This window comes from Weeksella virosa DSM 16922 (assembly GCF_000189415.1).
In the GTDB taxonomy this organism is placed as follows: Bacteria; Bacteroidota; Bacteroidia; order Flavobacteriales; family Weeksellaceae; genus Weeksella; species Weeksella virosa.
Window position 1 is genome coordinate 1,934,511 of the sequence record NC_015144.1, and the last position, 16,379, is coordinate 1,950,889.

Here is a 16,379-nt window from a genome sequence, read left to right on the forward strand (position 1 = left end):
TTTTACTTTTATTTTCGCTCTTCTTCTTCGGCTAATCTTGTTGGGACTATCGGAATAAAAAGAGCATCTTTGGTAATTTTTTCTTTCCTTTCTGTAGGTTTTTTTTCATCCGGATTTCTAAATTTATTAACACCAATTAATGAAATCTTTCCATCGAAGAAATCTTTCTTTTCTTTTTTATCAGATGAATAAACTAAATCCTGTATACTGTTATTTTCTAATCCTGCAATGAAGCCTCCATTATTATGCAGGGTTTTAAAAAGCTCTAAAGCTTTTTCTGCTAATTGATTGGTGAGGTTTTCTATGTAGAAGCTTCCGGCTACAGGATCTGTAAACTGATCCATAAAAGATTCTTTCTTTAGTAATAATTGTTGTTTCGCAGCAATTTCTTGTCCAAATGCAGTGTCGTTTGTTAGGTAATCGTAAGCGTGTATATACACTGCATCGGCGCCTCCTAAAATCGCAGAGTTTGCCTCGATCGTAGAACGAATTACATTGTTGTAGATGTCTAGTTTTGATTTGTTGCGATGTGAGTTTTCGACAAATAAAAAAGCATAATCATCTAAACCATATTGTTGGGTAATAAGTTGCCATAAGAAACGAAAAGCACGAAGTTTAGCAATTTCAAAAAAGAAATTACTACCGACCGCCATTTTAAAATAAAGTTTAGAAGCAATTTCTTCCCCAAAAAGCTCCAAATATTCTACTCCGTGTAAAAGTGCCAAAGCCAATTGCTGTACATGGTTTGCACCAGCGTTTTGATATATGTCTGCCTGGATTGATATGGCTTTTTCTAGAGAGTCTAGTTGAAGAATTTCTTGAGTATGCTTTATTATTTCTTCTCTAGAATTGAAGTTCCATAGACCGTTTTGTGCAAAATAACCCATCGGATCAAAATCCAAGTAAGTGAGATTGGGTAGGTTAGATAATTGCTCCAAATCTGTTTCTTCTTCTGCATTGTATCGTATAAAAAGATCGAGATAGTCGGCAGGCTTGGCTTGGAAAGCTTCTTGTGTTGTTAGTGTGAAACCATAGAGAAAACTATCATCCTGCCGAGGGTTACCATTGTATTCACCGATAATTTTCCAATCCTTTGCTTGACGTGGCAAGGGCTGCAAATTTTCGTACGCTACGTCGTTTTTGGTATAGAGTGGCTTCACATTTATGTCATCACGTGTTCCCCAAACCAATGTTTGGTTATAATCCAAACCCTTTAGTTCGGCTTGTACTTGCAGTTTCCATTCCTTATCGCTTATGGTAGGAAAATTATCAAATATATTATTTTTCATTGTTCACAGAATCTTGTTTAATTATTCGTTCTTCTTGGATAATGAAAATATCTTCGTTATTTCTTTTTAAGAAATGTTTTTCGCGTGCAATGCGCTCCAATTCTGCTGGATTGTTTTTCAGGTCGTTCAGACGTTCAGATTCCTCTTTTAGTTTTCCTAGGTAATATTGTTCGTCTTCTTCGAGGGTTTTTATTTCTTTCGAGCGTTGTAGATGAACCAAGACCGAGTTTTGATCTAAAAAAATCATCCAAACAATAAATACTGCACTTACAATAAGGTATTTATTTAGCAAAAAAGAATACCACTTTTTATTGGTTTTCTCTGCTTCTTCATAAAAATTTTTTTGGTCTTGATTATGCATTGGTTTTTGAGTTTAATTTCTCTTTGATTACCGAAGATAATAAAGTTATAGCAACTTCATTTTTCTTTTTCATGTTAGGGATGATTATATCGGCATAATTTTTAGATGGCTCGATGAATTGTTGATGCATTGGCTTCAATGTTTTTTGATATCGACTCAAAACCTCTTCCAAATCACGTCCTCTTTCTTGTATATCACGTCTTATTCTTCTGATCAGTCGCTCGTCGGAATCTGCATGAACAAAAATTTTCACATCGAAAAGATCTCTAAGAGCAGGATCCGTTAATACCAAGATTCCTTCTATAATTATTACATCTTTAGGATGCGTCAAAATGGTATCTTCTGTACGAGAATGGGTTATGAACGAATAGACAGGTTGTTCTACCGCATGACCATTCTTTAGTTGTTCTACATGTTCTACCAATAACTCGAAATCAATCGATCGGGGGTGATCAAAGTTAACTTTTGATCTCTCTTCATAGGATAGATGCTCGTTGTTTCTGTAATAATTGTCTTGCGAAATTACGATTACACTTTCGGTGTTTAAGTTTTTTAAAATATTGTTTACAACAGTGGTTTTTCCAGAACCAGTTCCTCCTGCAATTCCTATTACTAACATCAAGAAATGAATTTTTTATAAATATGCGCTAAAGATACAATTTTTTGAAGCAAGCTAGAAACGTTTTTTTTATTAATCATATCCTTTATAAGTATTCATTCTTACTTGATTATCTTTTTAGATGAATGGTTTTTTCATACATTTAGAAAAAAAATTAATAACTCAATCATTACGATGATGATATCAACTTTATTATCACTTTTTTTAGGTGTAGGATTAGCAGCAGCTTCTGGTTTTCGAGTATTTTTACCGCTTTTCGTGCTTAGTGTTGCTGCTTATTTAGGGGCAGATTATCTCCCTCTTTCAGAGCAGTGGAAATGGGTGGGTAGCATACCAGCGATGATTACCCTAGGGATAGCGATGATTGTAGAAATTCTTGCTTATTATATACCAGTTGTAGATAATTTTCTCGATACCATAAGTGTTCCTTTGGCTACACTTGCCGGAATTTTGGTGGTAGCTGTAAATCTGGGGGAAATGAACGAGTTGGCAACCTGGTCTTTAGCTATAATTGCAGGTGGAGGAACAGCAGCGGCAATAAGTTCATCTACGGCAACAGTGAGAGCAATCTCTACAACGGCAACAGCAGGTGCTGGAAATTTTTTGGTTAATTCGGGCGAAACAGCAAGTTCAGCAGTTCTTAGTTTGTTGGCTATTTTTTGGGCTCCCTTTGCTTTTATATTAACTATTCTTGTTTTGATATTTTTTTGGGTTGTCTGGCGAAAAATTAAAAAAACGTCCTCGAGAAAAGTACAATAATACTTCTGCAAAAGGACGTTATAGATGAGCGTAATCTAGAGAATTAGGTCTTGGGACGAATCAATCCTTCTTGCGTTATTGAGGCAATCAAATCTCCGTTGCGGTTGAAAACATTCCCTCTTGTAAACCCTCTAGCACCAGATGCGTTAGGTGTATCCATTGAAAATAAGATCCAATCAGAAATGTCTGGCTCTCTGAAAAACCAAATCGAATGATCTATACTTGCCATTTGTGTATTACCAAAATGGGCTTTCTCAGCATGCGGACGAAGAGCTGTGCTCAAAATATTATAATCGGATGCATAGGCAAGAAGTTGATGTAGAATGGGTAAACAATATTCTTTCTCAGGATGTTTAAATTTCACCCAAACATTCCAATTGTTCGATTGATTTTCTCTTTTTAATGGATTGTCAAATTCTACGGGTTTGAACTCTAAAGGACGTTCAGTAGCTAAAAAAGTATACAATCTGTTGGGTAAAAAATTTCCAAACTTGTTTTTTATGTCTTCCCAACTAATTAATTCTTCAGGTAGCCTTACTTTGGGCATTTCTATTTGATGATGGTAACCGTCTTGTTTCAGCTGAAATGAAGCAGCCATCATAAAAATTATTTGATTATCTTGCTTAGCAATAACAGACCTTGTTGTGAAGCTTCCGCCATCACGAAGGTTTGTTACTTGGTATAGAATATCTTTTTTTAGGTCACCAGGTAACAAAAAATAACTATGCAGTGAATGACAAAAACGTTCTTTCGGGACAGTCTTATATGCTGCACTCAATGCTTGTGCCACAACTTGACCTCCATAAACAGTTCGGCTTCCTATGTAATTATTCCTCCCAATAAAATCTGTATTGTTATCAGTCTCGAGTGTAAGCAAATCGATGAGTTCTTGAGTGGTTTGCATTGTTTTAGAATTTCAACGAGTCTAGAATTTTTTGATTTGCTTGTAAGTGCGACTTGTATTCTTGTTTTATACGATTGATTAAGTCCTCAGTGCTTATAATATCATGTATGCCAGAAACACCATGTCCGGCAGACCATATATCTTTCCATGCTTTGTGACCTTCTTGCCCTACTAACTCAGAAAAATCTTCTTCTTTTTTTTGATTAGAGTCTATACCAGACTGTACAATGCTTGGTTTTAGGAAGTTAGCATTTACACCAGAAATACCATCGGTATATACAATGTCTTCGAATGTCGAATCTACTAGCATTTGTTTATAAGCCTCATCTGCCTGTGCTTCTTTGGTAGCAATAAAACGAGTGCCCATATAAGCAAAATCTGCACCCATGTTTTGGGCAGCTAATACATCGCCACCGTTATTTATTGCGCCTGCAAGTAAAAGTGGACCATCATAAAAAGTACGGATATCGTCGATCAGAGCAAAAGGGTTTGCTGTCCCGGCATGTCCGCCTGCGCCTGCGCAAACTGCAATAATTGCATCAACACCTGCTTCTGCTGCCTTCTCTGCGTGTCTTTTCTTGATTACATCATGAAATACTAATCCTCCGTAACTATGGACAGCGTCTACAACTTCTTTTACAGCTCCTAATGATGTAATAATCAATGGTACGCGGTATTTGATGCATAATTTCAGATCGGTTTCTAGTCGTGGGTTGGTTTTGTTTACGATAAGGTTAACCCCGAACGGAGCAGGTTTTTTACCGGTTTCTTCTTCATGTTTTTTTAGTGTTTCCGTAATTTCTATCAAGATATTCTCGAAATCTTCTGCCGTTCTTCCATTCAAAGAAGGAATAGTTCCGCATACCCCATTTTTGCATGTTTCGATGACAAGTTTAGCATTAGAAACCAAGAACATAGGTGATGCGATTATTGGTAGATCGAGTTGTTTTTTGAAATCTTCTATTGTCATAATAATTTTATATTAAGATGCAGTTTTCTAAGCATGCAATTTAGAAAATAATTTTTATTTACAATTTATTGATGAAAAGAAATCTATTTTTACAGAAATTGCAAATCATTAAATAATGGTCAATGAAACTGAAAGAACATTTTCGTAGAAATATACAACTTGCAGTCCCGGTGATGATTACTCAAGCAGGGCAAATCTTTGTAAATGTGGTAGATAGTGTAATGGTAGGAAAATTGGGTACTGATTTTGATCATGTTATAAATCCTACTTTGTCTAAACTTTCCTTGGCTGCTGTAACTTTAGGAAATTCAGTTTTCATGATGATGCTTGTTTTTGCATTTGGTTTTAGTTTTGCCCTTTCTCCACTGATTGCTGCTGCAGATGCACAAAAAGAAGAAAAAGAGGTGAGAAGTTATTTTGTACATAGCTTGGTGTTGAATATATCACTTTCTGTTTTATTGATTATTGTTTTGATATTCGCCAAACCCTTGATGTTTTTATTGAAACAACCTCAAGAAGTCGTGGAGATTGCAATTCCTTATATTTCCATCATGACCTATTCTATGCTACCTTTGATGATTTTTCAAACTTTCAGACAATTTTCAGAGGGGTTATCATTGACAATTCCGATTACATTTGCAACAATTTTAGGAAATATTCTCAATGTTTTTCTCAATTATGGTTGGATATACGGAAACATGGGATTCCCAAGACTCGAGGTGGAAGGTGCAGCATGGGGGACGTTCTTTTCTCGAATATTTATGCTGTTATTATTGATATTGGTATTATCACGATTCCCAAAAACAAAGCATTATTTATCAAAACTCAATTTTAAGAAATTCTCTAAGCACCATTTCAAACAATTGTACACAATTGGCATTCCAACTGGGTTAACTTCCTTTTTCGAGGTGAGTGCTTTTGCAGTTGCCTCTTTTTTGTGTGGATATACTTTTTTGGGAACGCCCGAAGACTTCAATTTAGCAAAAATAAATTTGGCCGCTCATCAGATCTCGATAAATTTAGTATCAACAACTTTTATGCTATGTACCGGAATCGGAGTTGCTGCAACTGTGCGAATAGGCAATCAATTAGGACTGAAAGATTACCATACCTTACGAGAAGCAGGATGGTCTTGTATTTTGATGGTTATAACTTTTATGACTTTTTGTGGTATATTTTTTATTTTACTCCGAGTACCATTATCAGAAATTTATACCAACGAAGAAAACGTTATTAGCTTAGCTTCTAAACTCTTAGTTGTAGGTGCATTGTTTCAACTCTCAGACGGATTGCAACTTGTTATTTTAGGAGCTTTACGCGGGATGAGAGATGTGAAAATACCCTCTATAATTTCTTTTATTTCATATTGGGGGATTACCATTCCAATTTGTGCTATATTAGCTATATATTTTGAGATGCGTGCTTTAGGCGTTTGGATTGGCTTGGGAATAGGTCTCACAGTTGCAGCAGTACAATTATTATTCCGATACCATCAACAAACCAAAAAGCTGATCGATAGCCATAAAACCAAAAAAATAAATTTAAATTAGATATCATGGATTTACCAAAATTTTTAATAGCCGACAACTCAGATTTTCCAGATAAAATCTTTATCATTCATACCGAATTTCCACGTTTTGTATTGGATGTAGAAACCGATGATGTGGAATTTTTAGAAGATTTGGATGAAGAAGATGATAATGAAGAATTCGAGCAAGAAGTTGGTGAATTACTAGAGCAAGCACTGACATTTTTCGATCGAGAAATGGAACTTTATGAAGAAAGTGGCGATTTTGAATAAGCCATCTTATCTTCGATAAATTCGATGATTTTGGTGCTAAAAATTTATTTTTATACCGAAATATTAAAAAAAATGTTAATTTGCGATTCTAAAGTATTAAGACATATAGCTAAATGAAAATCACAAGATTATTTGATTTCTTATACAATCAATTAGAAAACAATCCTATACCCGATTCCTTGGTTAGCAAAGTAAATGGGGAGTGGAAAAAAACCTCTACTCAAGAATATGTTAATAAAGCCAATACTTTTAGTCGAGGATTGTTAAAACTTGGTATCAAGCCACAAGATAAAATAGGTATCGTAACGGCAAATAACCGAACAGAATGGAATATTTGTGACATGGGAATGCAGCAAGTAGGAGTCATTTCGGTACCACTTTATCCTACCTTGTCTCCCAAGGATTATGAATATGTTTTATCAAATTCAGAATGTAAAATCTGTATCGTATCCGACAAAGATTTGTACGATAAGGTTTTGCAAGCCAAACAGAATGTACCAACATTAACAGGTATTTATCTTTTTGATGATGTGGCGGGATTGCCAAATTGGCAAGAGATTTTAGATTTAGGTGCAGATGATTCTACCCAATCTGAAGTTGAAGCTTTGAAAAATCTTGTAAAAGCACAAGACATTGCAACCATAATTTATACATCAGGAACAACAGGAAAACCAAAGGGGGTTGTGCTATCGCATGAAAACATCGTAAGCAATGTGTTGATGAGTACACCTGCTGTCCCTAATTTGCCTTCTCCGTCGCGTGCATTAAGTTTTTTACCTATTAACCATATTCTAGAGCGGATGATTGTTTATTTATATCTATCTCGCGGAATTGGGATTTATTATGCAGAAAGTATAGATAAGTTAGGAGACAACTTGAAAGAAGTAAAACCTCATGTATTTACGGTTGTGCCACGCGTTGTAGAAAAAGTATACGACAAAATATACACAACAGGAGCCAATGCGGGAGGGTTGAAAACCAAAATTTTCATGTGGGCTTTGAGTTTAGCGAAAGAATATCAACCATTCGAAAAACTCGGATTTATGCAAAAACTAAAAATGAAAATTGCAGATAAGTTGGTTTTTACCAAATGGCGCGAAGGTGTTGGAGGTGAAGTCGTATGTTTGGTTTCTGGTAGTGCACCTTTATCAGCTCATTTGAGCCGCATTTTCTGGGGAGCAGGAATTCCTGTATTAGAAGGATATGGATTATCCGAAACTTCACCAGTAATTTCTGTAAACATGATGAAAAAAAATAGTTTTGGTATAGGGACCGTCGGTCCGGTACTGAAAGGTATAGATGTGAAATTTGGTGAAGATGGTGAAATTCTAGTAAAAGGACCAAATGTATTTAAAGAATATTATAACGATCCAGAAAAAACGTCCGAAGCTTTTACTGCAGATGGATATTTCAAGACCGGAGATATAGGAGTGCTAGAAAATGGTTTGCTAAAAATCACCGACCGTAAGAAAGAAATGTTCAAAACTTCTGGTGGTAAATATATAGCACCGCAGCAAATAGAAAATCTCTTTAAGCAATCACCTTATATTGAGCAAATAATGGTAGTGGGAGAAGGTGAAAAAATGCCAACAGCAATGATTCAGCCATCTTTCGAAAAGTTAAAATCATTCTTGAAAGAAGACCTTTCGAATGAAGAGATGATAAAAAAGCCAGAGGTAATAGCTAGAATCCAAAAAGAGGTAGATCGAATGAATCGACAATTAGGTCATTGGGAGCAAGTTAAGAAATTCGAGTTGACTTCGAATGAATGGTCGATTGAAACCGGTGAGTTGACACCAACCCTAAAGCTGAAACGTAAAATTATTATGGAAAAAAATAAAGAGTTGTATAATAAATTATACGATATAAAATATTAATACACTAAAACACCAAAATAAAAAAGGAGCAATTTTGCTCCTTTTTTTGTTGTATGTGATTTATGAAACTTATTCTTTCCTACCGCCTAATGCCATCATAACAAAATACAATAGTTGGGCAAGGGAACCGATCGCAGCAACCACATAGGTCATTGCAGCCCATTTTAGTGCATCTTTGGCTCCGGCATGTTCGTTCGCTTGTAGTGAGTGTGAGCTTTCTAGCCATGCTAAAGCACGTTTAGAGGCATCAAACTCTACGGGAAGGGTTATGAATGCAAAAAGAGTTGTTACAGCAAATAAGGCAATACCAATCCAAAGCAATGTGGCATTTTGCGAGCTGATAAAAACAGTGATTCCTAAAATCAAAATCCACTGATTTAGCCTGCTTGCTAAATTCACGGCTGGTACCATCTTAGAGCGCATTTCTAGCCATTGATATCCTTTTGCATGTTGCACAGCGTGTCCCACTTCGTGAGCAGCAACGGCTGCAGCAGCGGCATTCCTTTCGTTATAAACCACGTCTGATAAGTTAACGGTTTTGTTTGCTGGGTTGTAGTGGTCGGTCAATTGTCCTGGAGTGGAAATTACCCGTACATCGTGGATACCATTATCTGCTAACATTTTTTCGGCAATTTCCTTACCACTCATTCCATTGGCTAAAAATACTTTCGAATAATGCGCAAATTTACTTTTTAATCTTCCACTAACCAGCATACTTGCTAAAGCAATTATACCAATCAAAACATAATAAGATCCCATTGTCTAATTTATTTTTATTAAATTTATTGTCGAAATTACAAAAAGTATACCATCTTACCGCATTTTTTGTATCTAAACTATCTTTTTTATGACATCTTGCACTAGTTTTAATAGACGACACAGTTCCTTATAATGTCTGTTTTTTTATCCTAATAATTGTAGGTTTATTGATTTTGTGATAAACCGTTTTGAAATAGGTACAACCTATATAACTCGAAAAACCGATGAGGTTCTTTATTAGTGCAACAAAGCGTTTGTTGAAAATTACCGACGAATGAAAACTATACGATAGCGACTGTAATTTAACAACAAATGTGTTGGGCATAATCTTCGTATAAGTACTTTGTGCTACTTTCTAACAATAAAATCCATCTGCTAAAGAATTAAAAAAATGGTAGTATTCCTAGGGCTTACGATTGTTTTGCAATTCGGCAAATTCTAAAAGAAGATAAGGTATTCGGTAGGGGGGGTGTTTGATTAGTTATTATCGTATACTTCAAACTTTCCATTTTTGTAAAAGAAAACTATCCGCTCTATTTCTCTCTTCTTTTCATTGGTTGGGTAAAGAGAAGTTGATGCTGTGATTTCTTCGCTATTTGTTTTATCAGGTGAAGATTCACTTGTCACAAAATTGTTATTCTGGTTCTCTTTCTTAGACTCGTGCAAGGAACTTTGCCTATGTTGATTTTTTTCAGAAAAATCATCTTGTGTCATATCCAGTTCAAAATTTATAGTATGCACATTTTCCTCGTCGGGTAGAGGTGTCGAATTTTCGATCATTTCACCATCTCCAAAAATCATCCAATCGGTAGAGATTTCTGGAAACTGATGCTTCACTTTCATCACAAAATCTAGGCTTGGGTTATTGCGACCAGAGAATATATGCGACAGACTCGATCGTTGTACTTCTATCTGATCGGCAAATTCTGAGGGTGTAAGTCCGTAATAATCTAAAATTTTATTCAATCGTTCAATCATATCAATGTTACAAATGTTATTAACTGTTTACAAATATAACAAAAGTAAATTAAATAACAAATACATTTATTTTAATAAACTGACATGAAAGATAAGGTTGAGATAGTAGTGTATAAAAATCTAATTTAAAGCACTTTATATTGAAAAATTACATTTTCCTTAATAAACAGATGTTAAAATGACAAAAAGACAAGAAATACAAGGAAAGTGTTAATTACAAATGTTAATTACAAATGTAAAGAGTTGTTCTTTTCAAATTTTAGTGCTTTATTTTCTTTAAATGAGGTTCGGATTGAAATTTTATTTTCAGTGCTTTAAAATGAAAATTTGAGCATATTTAAATTATGCATCTTTGATTATTTTTATCTTTGTTTTAAATCAATTAAAATGATAGATATAAAAAAAATTGAGGAAATTTACGCTCAATTTTATGTAGAAGGAATAGCAGAAAAATGGTTAAGATTGCCCGATTTAGAAAAGGCACTTTCGTTACTTTCTATCCCAAAAGAATGTATCGGCTACTCTTTCATGAAACAGCCTATTTATAAAATCAGTGTAGGAAACGGGTCCAAAAGAATATTAATCTGGTCGCAAATGCACGGGAATGAATCTACCGGAACACGTGCAATGTTAGATATTATAAAGTTTTTTTTATCCAAGAATGAATTCTCTGAACAATTATTATCACAAATTTCATTTGATTTTATACCCTTATTAAACCCCGACGGAGCTGATTTGTATAGTAGAAGAACAGCGGTTGGTATTGATATGAATCGTGATTTTTTATCGAAATCTTCGGTAGAACTTCAGATTTTATTAAAACAAGTTAATAAAGAAAAATACCATTATCTCTTCAATTTACATGATCAAAGAACAATTTTCAATGTAGGGAAAACCAAAGAAACGGCAACTTTATCTTTCTTGGCACCGTCGTATAACATAGAACAATCTGTGAATGAAACTCGCCAGAAGACTATGGCAATTATACAGTATATAAATGATAGTCTGCAGACCTTGATTCCTGGAAAAATCGGTAGATATACGGCCGAGTTTTATCCTCGATCTACTGGAGATAATTTCACCATGCAAGGTTATCCTTGTGTGCTTTTCGAGGCGGGACATTACCCAAATGATTGGCAAAGAGAGCAGACCAGAAAGTATCTTTTTTTAGCAATTCTCAAGGCGATGGAAGCAATAAGAAAAGAGGTGAAAGATTATACTCGATATGATAATATCCCAGAAAATAAACAGCTATTTTTGGATTTGATTGTAAGAAATGTTCTTGTAAAAAAAGATGATAATGAAGCGATGGTCGATTTAGGATTTCAGTACAAAGAGTTTGTGAATATAAAAGCAAATAGGTTGGATAATGTATTGGTTCTGACAGATGTTGGTGATTTGAATCATCTATTTGGTCATGAGGAAATCGATGCAAAAAAAGAAGTTTATACAAGTGCACAGGATCATTTTCCAGAAATTGAAAAGACAATAACATGCGAAATTGGAGATTTTCGATTAGTCAATGGCAAGAGAATCATATAAAAAATCCTACCTTTAACGTTTATAAAATACAAAAAGCAAAAAATATTAAAATGAAAAAAATTCCTTCCTATACGCTGTTAATTTTGTTGAGTTTTTTGTCTACAAACTGTATACAAGAACGTGTAATGAATCGTGTTGTGAAATACGATTATAATGGTCAAACAGAACATTTGTTGGTTGGAGAATTCGATAAAAATCAGTTAAATGGTCAATATTTCAAAGATTGGTACGAGCCAGAATATAACGATTATAAAGTTGATGAAGCGCTATCAAATCAACTCAAAAAATACAGTAAAAAATACACGATAGACGTTTTTATGGGGACTTGGTGTCCGGATAGTAAAAGAGAGGTTCCGGCGCTGATAAAAATACTAGAAACAATAAAATTTCCAGACGGACGGGTAAATTTCTATGGTTTGAATCGAGACAAGAAAAGCTTTTATGGTGAAGAGTTAAACAAGGATGTTCGGTATGTGCCAACGATAATCGTCTATGAAAAACGGAAAGAAATAGGTAGAATTGTAGAATCACCTGTTTCTGGAAGTTTAGAAGAGGATTTGTTGATGATTTTTAGTAAAACCCCTTTAGAGCCAAATTATAGTGAAAAATAGTAAATCAATAGCGCTCACTAGCTTAGCTTTTTTAGTTGGCGTTTTAGTAACTTTTCTGATGATGAAGCAATGCAGCACAGACAACACTGCAGAGCAGTCACATGTTATTGCCTACCAAATTCAGCGCATGAATAAAATGATTGTAGCCGAACAAAACTATTCGGATATTTATTCATATCAATCAAAAAAATCTTTCCCAGGTTTCGAAAGATTTTACAGTGCCGACAAAAAAATCACGATGCTGATCAATGCCAAAGCGCAAGCGACGTACGATTTGTCGAAAATGAATATAACTATAGATTCTATTCAGAAAAAAATAATTCTAAAAGATATTCCTGCAGTAGAGATCAAAATTTATCCAGATGTTCAGTTTCATGATTTGGATCAAAGCATGTTTAATAAATTTGAAAAAGATGAGTTGAATGGAATCAAAAAAAGAGGCATACAGCATGTTGAAAAAATCATAAATAAAACAGAGCTTAAAAAACAAGCACATGAACAATTGATTCAGAATTTGGGAGAAATTTATGCGATAGCAAAATTATATAATTGGGAGGTAGTGGATGAAACGCCTTATGCCAAAGAAACAAAGGCATTGTCGGATCGCGCTAAATAGCACTTTTAGCATAAGACAAAGAGAAAAAACTCGCTAAAGAGCGAGTTTTTTTATTTGGTTGCGAAACTAAGTTTTACAGTGATATTTGCTGTTTTAGAACGTGATGTAGTATTGAACACACCTCCGTAAGAAAAATCTTCGTTTGTGTTTTGCCCAGTAATCTGGAATATTCCTAAATCAGCATTTTTCAAATGCCCCAAAGATGCTTTGGCTTCAGATGCAATGTTTTCTGCTCTTTGTCGTCCATTTTCCGATGCTTTTTTGATCAGTTCTAGTTTTAAGTCTTCTAGCTTGCTATAATAATAACTTGGCTGGCTAGAATTAAGTTCGATTCCCTGACTGATGAGATCTGTAATTTTTCGAGATACTTTTTCGATTCTGTTGATATCTTTCGATTCTATAGATACATTTTGTGTCAACGTATAACCGCTAAACTCACTATAAGAAGTGCCATCTTCCCGGGTGAAATAATTAAAATCTTTGTTAATGTTAACAGCGTCAAAGGTGATTTCGCTTTCTTTTATTCCCTTGTTTTTTAAGTAATTAAGGACGGTTGATTTATCAGTGTTTAGGGATTCTGAAGCAGTTTTTAGATCAAAATCATTTCGTGAGAAACTTCCACTCCAAACCACAATATCAGATTCGAAATCTTGTTTGGCATTTCCTACTACATTTATCCGATTTTGCGATTTGTATTTGTATTTAAAAGCGTTGCTCAAGACAAACGCAGCGATTATTACGCCCAAAGCTGTAACAATAGAAATTGGAAAAAATGTGTTTTTCATAGTTTAAAATTTTTTATAATTGGTATGATTTAATTTTTTTAAGTAAGTTAATTATTTAGAATAAAAACCAATAGTGCACCTTTTTCATAGGAGATTTTTACCAGGTTTTCGATTGCTTTATTACGTATCCCGATACGTTTATGAATATCCAAATCTTCTAGAATCAAAGGGTATTTCAAGCCTTCTGTATGTACTTTTTCGGCAACCGGAAAAGGGTAGAGAGAAATTGTTCTATCTTTATAGCCTGATAATTCTAATTTTTTTTCTGCAAAAAAATAATATCCAAAATCATCAAACATCAAAATTGTCATCTGATCAAAAAAACGATAAGCGGCAGTGAGATTTCCTAGAAAATGATCTTGTTGTTTGCCGCTGGTTCCGTACACATGTACGGTAGAAACACCACGTTCGGAGAGGATAGCCAATGCTTTTTCGAAATCGGTAAAATCCTGATCAGGAGTCGAAATTAATTCATGCGTATAGGAGAGTTTCGGAGTTTCTATCGAATCGAAATCACCAGAAATAATATCTGCTTTAATACCCTTTTGGGTAAGATAATTAATCGCGCCATCTGTGCAATGAATCAGATCGTATTGTGCTAAATCGATAAAGAAATTTGGTGGTTGACCATTGATAAATAATGCTGCTTTCATTTTATTCGCCCGGAATCCATTTTACTTCTTCTATGTTTTCTTGTTTAGCCAAAATTCTTGCCAAAGTGAAAAGATAGTCAGAAAGTCGATTGAGATATTTTTGCAAATTAGGACTAATTTCCTCTATTTCTGCCAAAGCAACGGTGATTCTTTCGGCTCTCCTGCAAACTGTTCTTGCGAAGTGTGCTTGCGATGCGGCTAAGCTCCCGCCTGGTAAAATGAAATGTGTGAGTGGTGCAAGATTTTCTTCTATTTCATCTATCCAGTGCTCGAGTGTTTCGATGTCATTTTTTGTAACTCTCACTGCAAGACGAGGTTTACCGTTGGCCAAAAATAATTTCTCTACCGGAGTGGCCAATTCAGCTCCTAGATTAAATAAATCTTTTTGGATGTGTATAATCTGATCTATGTATTGCTGTTCGATCGTATAGCTTCTTATTAGACCTAAAACAGAGTTTAGTTCGTCTACAGTGCCATAAGATTCAATCTTTATATCGTTCTTTTTTACTTTTGTACCACCGTACAAACTCGTTGTTCCTTTATCGCCAGTTTTGGTATAAATTTTCATGTTGTTTTTATGATGAAATTACTATAAAATTATGTATTTTTTAACTTCATTTTTGGAATGATGAAATGAAAACCGATTGCAGTAAAACATAAAACACTTGCACTAACAAACCAAAGCGTCGTAAAACCGTAAGTTTCTGCAATAAAAGTACAGAGAATAGGTGAGATGATAAATGCCAGCGAAAAAGCAATGCCATTCAAGCCCATATAGGCTCCTTTGTTTGTAATGCCGGCTCGCATTGCCGTAAGGGTTGACATAAAAGGTAAGGCTAATATTTCGCCTACACTTAAGAAAAACATACTAAGGAAAATGAAAAATACAGCATGATCTATTCCTAATATAAAATAGGCGAATGCAGAAAGTAATGCTCCTATAACGTGCACTTGTTTGATGCTGAATTTTCGTTCTGCAAAATTTACCAAAATCATTTCTAATGAAACGATAACAAGACCATTAAACCCAAGAACTATCCCGACCATTGTAGAACTTAATTTGGCTACATCTCGGTAGAAAATAGGCATTGTGTTGAGGAATTGAAAAAAAGCAACACTGAAAATAGTACAGAACAAGCAAAAGATCAAGAAAGGAATATCCCGGTAAGGTGATCGATCTTTTGTTTCTTTATTATTTATTTTTTCTACGGTAAGAATTTCGTTGCGATAGGTTCTGTTCCTAAAATAAAAATAATATACCAGGCCAGCCATAATAAAGGCAACACCGTTAAATATAAAAAGTAAATTATAAGAATATCCTGATAGAATTCCTCCGACCGAAGGACCGATAGAAAATCCCAAATTCAGAGCCATTCGATTCAAAGAAAACGAACGGGTAATGTTTTCTTTTTTTGCATAACGCGTAATAGCTACTGAATTAGCAGGTCTGAAGGTTTCACTAATAATGCTTTGTACCAAAATAATTAGTGCAATGGCTTCAAAAGTCTGAAAGAAAATCAGTAAGCAGAAAATAGGGGCACTGAGAAACAAACTTGTGGTTTGCACTTTAAATTCTCCTATTTTATCTGTTAGCATTCCACCAAAATACGAACCAATCACAGAGCCAATCCCAAAACAACTCAGAGCTAAACCGACTTGTTGTATAGAAAAACCTAATTCGTCGGTCATGTAAATTCCTAGAAAAGGTAATACCATCGAACCCGAACGGTTGATGAGCATAACGGCTGCAAGCATCCACGATTCGTTTGATAAACCTTTGTAAGAATTAATGAACATCTGAAAAAACTTCTTCATGGCAGGAAAATTAGTGCAGAAAGATACAAGGAATTGGACG

Annotated in this window: 18 protein-coding genes; 7 read left to right on the top strand and 11 right to left on the bottom strand. The window is 34.7% G+C overall.

Translation table 11 applies throughout. The annotated features are described in order from the left end of the window. Nucleotides 1–8: 8 nt before the first annotated feature. The 3 genes from WEEVI_RS09325 to udk are packed head-to-tail and all read right to left on the bottom strand — an operon-like array spanning nt 9 to nt 2,269. Complete coding sequence (locus tag WEEVI_RS09325) at nt 9–1,289, bottom strand: methylmalonyl-CoA mutase family protein (RefSeq protein ID WP_013598890.1); 1,281 nt, start codon at nt 1,287–1,289, stop codon at nt 9–11. Beyond that, nucleotides 1,279–1,650: an FtsB family cell division protein gene (locus WEEVI_RS09330; RefSeq protein WP_013598891.1), complete on the bottom strand. Its 372-nt coding sequence runs from the start codon at nt 1,648–1,650 to the stop codon at nt 1,279–1,281. The genes WEEVI_RS09325 and WEEVI_RS09330 overlap by 11 nt, the downstream gene beginning before the upstream one ends. After that, nucleotides 1,643–2,269, bottom strand: a complete 627-nt coding sequence (gene udk / locus WEEVI_RS09335) for a uridine kinase (protein WP_013598892.1) — start codon at nt 2,267–2,269, stop codon at nt 1,643–1,645. The genes WEEVI_RS09330 and udk overlap by 8 nt, the downstream gene beginning before the upstream one ends. Nucleotides 2,270–2,443: 174 nt before the next feature. On the opposite strand from udk, the gene WEEVI_RS09340 reads away from it, so the two are divergent. After that, nucleotides 2,444–3,028, top strand: coding sequence for a DUF4126 domain-containing protein (locus WEEVI_RS09340; RefSeq protein ID WP_013598893.1), 585 nt, complete (start codon nt 2,444–2,446; stop codon nt 3,026–3,028). A 43-nt stretch (nt 3,029–3,071) separates the two neighbouring features. On the opposite strand, the gene WEEVI_RS09345 is transcribed toward WEEVI_RS09340, so the two are convergent. After that, complete coding sequence (locus WEEVI_RS09345; RefSeq protein ID WP_013598894.1) at nt 3,072–3,932, bottom strand: acyl-CoA thioesterase; 861 nt, start codon at nt 3,930–3,932, stop codon at nt 3,072–3,074. Nucleotides 3,933–3,936: 4 nt separating this feature from the next. Beyond that, the gene (locus tag WEEVI_RS09350) at nt 3,937–4,902 is read right to left on the bottom strand and encodes an NAD(P)H-dependent flavin oxidoreductase (RefSeq protein WP_013598895.1); all 966 of its coding nucleotides are present in this window, start codon (nt 4,900–4,902) and stop codon (nt 3,937–3,939) included. A gap of 122 nt (nt 4,903–5,024) precedes the next feature. Between WEEVI_RS09350 and WEEVI_RS09355 the strand changes: the two genes are divergently transcribed. From WEEVI_RS09355 to WEEVI_RS09365, 3 genes are all read left to right on the top strand, one after another. Next, a complete protein-coding gene (locus WEEVI_RS09355) occupies nt 5,025–6,452 on the top strand; it encodes an MATE family efflux transporter (protein ID WP_013598896.1) in 1,428 nt (475 codons plus the stop codon). Nucleotides 6,453–6,457: 5 nt separating this feature from the next. After that, on the top strand, nt 6,458–6,703 hold the full coding sequence (locus WEEVI_RS09360; RefSeq protein ID WP_013598897.1) for a DUF8828 family protein: 246 nt from the start codon (nt 6,458–6,460) through the stop codon (nt 6,701–6,703). A gap of 113 nt (nt 6,704–6,816) precedes the next feature. Beyond that, complete coding sequence (locus WEEVI_RS09365) at nt 6,817–8,580, top strand: AMP-dependent synthetase/ligase (RefSeq protein ID WP_013598898.1); 1,764 nt, start codon at nt 6,817–6,819, stop codon at nt 8,578–8,580. A 69-nt stretch (nt 8,581–8,649) separates the two neighbouring features. On the opposite strand, the gene WEEVI_RS09370 is transcribed toward WEEVI_RS09365, so the two are convergent. Beyond that, on the bottom strand, nt 8,650–9,339 hold the full coding sequence (locus WEEVI_RS09370) for a zinc metallopeptidase (protein WP_013598899.1): 690 nt from the start codon (nt 9,337–9,339) through the stop codon (nt 8,650–8,652). 477 nt (nt 9,340–9,816) lie between these two features. Next, nucleotides 9,817–10,305, bottom strand: coding sequence for a helix-turn-helix transcriptional regulator (locus WEEVI_RS09375; protein ID WP_232013402.1), 489 nt, complete (start codon nt 10,303–10,305; stop codon nt 9,817–9,819). Between the two features lie 399 nt (nt 10,306–10,704). Here WEEVI_RS09375 and WEEVI_RS09380 point away from each other — a divergent pair, with 399 nt between their 5' ends. The 3 genes from WEEVI_RS09380 to WEEVI_RS09390 all read left to right on the top strand — a co-directional run bounded on the left by WEEVI_RS09380 (nt 10,705) and on the right by WEEVI_RS09390 (nt 13,086). Further along, nucleotides 10,705–11,859 (top strand): M14 family zinc carboxypeptidase, encoded by a 1,155-nt coding sequence (locus WEEVI_RS09380; RefSeq protein WP_013598901.1) that lies wholly within the window; start codon nt 10,705–10,707, stop codon nt 11,857–11,859. Nucleotides 11,860–11,909: 50 nt separating this feature from the next. Beyond that, the gene (locus WEEVI_RS09385; protein ID WP_169308971.1) at nt 11,910–12,470 is read left to right on the top strand and encodes a TlpA family protein disulfide reductase; all 561 of its coding nucleotides are present in this window, start codon (nt 11,910–11,912) and stop codon (nt 12,468–12,470) included. Between the two features lie 61 nt (nt 12,471–12,531). Further along, on the top strand, nt 12,532–13,086 hold the full coding sequence (locus tag WEEVI_RS09390; RefSeq protein ID WP_260181924.1) for a DUF4230 domain-containing protein: 555 nt from the start codon (nt 12,532–12,534) through the stop codon (nt 13,084–13,086). A gap of 50 nt (nt 13,087–13,136) precedes the next feature. Here WEEVI_RS09390 and WEEVI_RS09395 read toward each other — a convergent pair whose 3' ends face one another. From WEEVI_RS09395 to WEEVI_RS09410, 4 genes are read right to left on the bottom strand one after another with little or no spacing between them, the layout of a single operon-like run. Beyond that, nucleotides 13,137–13,871: an SIMPL domain-containing protein gene (locus tag WEEVI_RS09395; protein WP_013598904.1), complete on the bottom strand. Its 735-nt coding sequence runs from the start codon at nt 13,869–13,871 to the stop codon at nt 13,137–13,139. Between the two features lie 47 nt (nt 13,872–13,918). Continuing rightward, nucleotides 13,919–14,524, bottom strand: a complete 606-nt coding sequence (locus WEEVI_RS09400; RefSeq protein WP_013598905.1) for a thiamine diphosphokinase — start codon at nt 14,522–14,524, stop codon at nt 13,919–13,921. Between the two features lies 1 nt (nt 14,525). Then, the gene (locus WEEVI_RS09405) at nt 14,526–15,092 is read right to left on the bottom strand and encodes a cob(I)yrinic acid a,c-diamide adenosyltransferase (protein ID WP_013598906.1); all 567 of its coding nucleotides are present in this window, start codon (nt 15,090–15,092) and stop codon (nt 14,526–14,528) included. 29 nt (nt 15,093–15,121) lie between these two features. After that, nucleotides 15,122–16,339 (bottom strand): MFS transporter, encoded by a 1,218-nt coding sequence (locus WEEVI_RS09410; protein ID WP_013598907.1) that lies wholly within the window; start codon nt 16,337–16,339, stop codon nt 15,122–15,124. Between the last annotated feature and the right edge of the window lie 40 nt (nt 16,340–16,379).

Coding starts and splice junctions, on each gene's coding strand:
- WEEVI_RS09325 (WP_013598890.1), bottom strand. CDS start 1,289: ATGAAAAATAATATATTTGATAATTTTCCTACCATAAGCGATAAGGAA.
- WEEVI_RS09330 (WP_013598891.1), bottom strand. CDS start 1,650: ATGCATAATCAAGACCAAAAAAATTTTTATGAAGAAGCAGAGAAAACC.
- udk (WP_013598892.1), bottom strand. CDS start 2,269: ATGTTAGTAATAGGAATTGCAGGAGGAACTGGTTCTGGAAAAACCACT.
- WEEVI_RS09340 (WP_013598893.1), top strand. CDS start 2,444: ATGATGATATCAACTTTATTATCACTTTTTTTAGGTGTAGGATTAGCA.
- WEEVI_RS09345 (WP_013598894.1), bottom strand. CDS start 3,932: ATGCAAACCACTCAAGAACTCATCGATTTGCTTACACTCGAGACTGAT.
- WEEVI_RS09350 (WP_013598895.1), bottom strand. CDS start 4,902: ATGACAATAGAAGATTTCAAAAAACAACTCGATCTACCAATAATCGCA.
- WEEVI_RS09355 (WP_013598896.1), top strand. CDS start 5,025: ATGAAACTGAAAGAACATTTTCGTAGAAATATACAACTTGCAGTCCCG.
- WEEVI_RS09360 (WP_013598897.1), top strand. CDS start 6,458: ATGGATTTACCAAAATTTTTAATAGCCGACAACTCAGATTTTCCAGAT.
- WEEVI_RS09365 (WP_013598898.1), top strand. CDS start 6,817: ATGAAAATCACAAGATTATTTGATTTCTTATACAATCAATTAGAAAAC.
- WEEVI_RS09370 (WP_013598899.1), bottom strand. CDS start 9,339: ATGGGATCTTATTATGTTTTGATTGGTATAATTGCTTTAGCAAGTATG.
- WEEVI_RS09380 (WP_013598901.1), top strand. CDS start 10,705: ATGATAGATATAAAAAAAATTGAGGAAATTTACGCTCAATTTTATGTA.
- WEEVI_RS09385 (WP_169308971.1), top strand. CDS start 11,910: ATGAAAAAAATTCCTTCCTATACGCTGTTAATTTTGTTGAGTTTTTTG.
- WEEVI_RS09390 (WP_260181924.1), top strand. CDS start 12,532: ATGAAGCAATGCAGCACAGACAACACTGCAGAGCAGTCACATGTTATT.
- WEEVI_RS09395 (WP_013598904.1), bottom strand. CDS start 13,871: ATGAAAAACACATTTTTTCCAATTTCTATTGTTACAGCTTTGGGCGTA.
- WEEVI_RS09400 (WP_013598905.1), bottom strand. CDS start 14,524: ATGAAAGCAGCATTATTTATCAATGGTCAACCACCAAATTTCTTTATC.
- WEEVI_RS09405 (WP_013598906.1), bottom strand. CDS start 15,092: ATGAAAATTTATACCAAAACTGGCGATAAAGGAACAACGAGTTTGTAC.
- WEEVI_RS09410 (WP_013598907.1), bottom strand. CDS start 16,339: ATGAAGAAGTTTTTTCAGATGTTCATTAATTCTTACAAAGGTTTATCA.